This is a genomic window from Bartonella sp. MM97QHHN, from assembly GCF_042194285.1.
GTDB lineage: Bacteria > Pseudomonadota > Alphaproteobacteria > Rhizobiales > Rhizobiaceae > Bartonella.
Map to the genome: position 1 here is coordinate 1 of NZ_JBHIMS010000068.1, position 2,372 is coordinate 2,372.

1 protein-coding gene is annotated in these 2,372 nt (G+C 39.7%); it reads right to left on the minus strand.

From position 1 onward, the window contains the following. Window positions 1-2,372 (minus strand): DEAD/DEAH box helicase family protein (locus ACFIJW_RS03410; RefSeq protein WP_375633288.1); only part of this gene is annotated, 2,372 nt, incomplete at both ends.

A 2,372-nucleotide genomic window follows, 5' to 3' on the forward strand; every position in this document is an offset into this window, starting at 1 on the left:
TTGGTAAAAAAATCTTCGTAAAGTTTGATAATAAGATTTTGTCTTGCCTGTGGTTCGGTAATGCCAGAGGCACGGAACTTTACGCTGTCATAAAACTCTTGTAATTCTTTGGATTCTTCCTCAATATTGGTTTTATCGAGTTCTGTTAAGATTTTTTCCATTGCTTGCGAAATGGCATTATTTTGTACAAATTCATTGCCTTCAAACAAGGCTTCAAACACGGGACGCGTCACAAGATGTTGCGCTAACATCTCAATCGCTTCTTCTTGCTTTATCTCACTGTTTAAGTTGTTTTTTAATTCTTTATAAAACGCATCAAAGGCATGATAAGCTTCGCTTGTTTGATCAGAAAGCATAGTTTGAAGGCGTGTGATATGGTTTTGTGCAATCTCAGCAACATTGCCAGCCCAAATGCCCCAATAATCACTCATAGTAGATTTTTTAACAATCAGTGTTTTGAGAGCATTGGGAAACTCAACAAAAAAGGGCAATCTTCCTTGTCCTTCATATGTTTGGTGCGGTTCATGAGCTTGTGTCCCAATACAAAGTCCGGATTTTTCTGATTTTTCGTGGAGCGGGATTTCGTCAATAACCGTGGTGACATTCTCTAATTCGGTCTTTTTAGAAACTGTAACAATGTCGATGATAGAGCTTACGTCTTGTCCTAAGACCATCTGGTTAAGGGTTTTACTAAAATTCTCATCATGGGCAAGCAAAGCATTGAGAACTTGCCAGACAACACTGTATCTCTTATTGTTTTTTAATGCCTCTTCTGGTGAAACACCAGCAGGAACACCAACCGGCAAAATGATATAACCCATCTTTTTGCCTTTTGCACGACGCATCACACGTCCCACTGCTTGTATCACATCCACTTGGCTTTTACGCGGGTGTAAAAACATAACCGCATCAAGGGAAGGAACATCAACACCTTCTGAAAGGCAGCGTACATTGGTTAATATACGGCAGACATTCTCACCCGCATCTTCTTTCAACCAATCAAGTTTTATCGTACGGTTTTTGGCACCAGATTTTCCATTAATATGATCTACTTGACAGTTAAGAGGGGGAATATTTTTATGGTTTTCATGAAGATTACGTAAATCTTTCTTAACTTCTTCATCGTTGAATGTTCTACATATGCGTTCAGAAGTATCAATATCTCTACAAAAAGCCAAAGCCCGATGCATGGGTCTTGTATCATCTCCAAGATCAATTTTCAGATCCATTTTGGTAAGAGCTTGATAACAACCCATGATCTTTGTTCTATCATCAAGAATAAGTTCATAATTCTCATCTGTCATCAGATGCTGGATAGATTTACTCACTTCTCCTTCATCAACACCTAAAACGATAATCTTGTAAGGCGTTAAAAGTCCATTTTTTACAGCATGGGAGAAACTATAAGAATAAAGGATTTTGCCATAAAGCTCTTCATCATCCATAGAAGCCAGAACGGCATCAATCTCATTAGCTTGTTTTTTGGCATTATCACTAAAGATACGAGGTGTTGCTGTCATATACAGACGTTTCTTTCCCCGAATAAGGCTATTATTATGAACCTTGATAAACTCAGATTCACTCTTGTCTGTTCCTAACACAGCTCCAGTGGTACGGTGTGCTTCATCACAAATGATCAGATCAAATTCCGGTAAAGCATATTTCTTTTGCGCATCCGAAATCACTTGGATCGAATGGTAGGTAGCAAAGACCACTGTCATGGCATCAGGAGAAACCTTATTGGCTTTTTCTCCAAGCTTTTGAGAATCTGTTGTTGCTGGTAGAGCGAGATCCGAGACATCGAGTTCGGCAGCATCATCTTGGGCTTTGCGACGCTTGCCAACTTGTGTATCAGAACACACGGCAAAGGAACGCAAGGGTATTGCTGTATCTGCTGTCCATTCTCTTATTGTTTGTGACATTAAAGAAAGAGAGGGGACAAGGAATAAAACATGTTTACCTTGACCAGCAAGAGCTTCTGCTATCTTCAGACTGGTAAAGGTCTTTCCCGTTCCACACGCCATAATCAGCTTGCCGCGGTCTGCTTCTTGTAAACCGTCACAAACAGCTTTAAGCGCTTCTTGTTGATGATCTAAAAGCTTTTTTGGTTCTTTTTTCTTAAGAGTAGCTTCCCCTTTGCTTTCAAAGGTTGACCAATCTATTTGACTGTTTTCCAGATCAAAAAGATTAATCCGTTGAATGCGGACTCCTTGTCCTTCACAGGTGAGATCGGCATTGTTACTCCAATTACCTTCGGTGCTATCAACCAGAATACGGCGTGTGAAGATCTTTTTTCCCGAGGCAGCAATAAAGCTATCAATATCTTCTTTCTTGATCTGATGATTTGCACTATAAAACTTACATTGAATAGC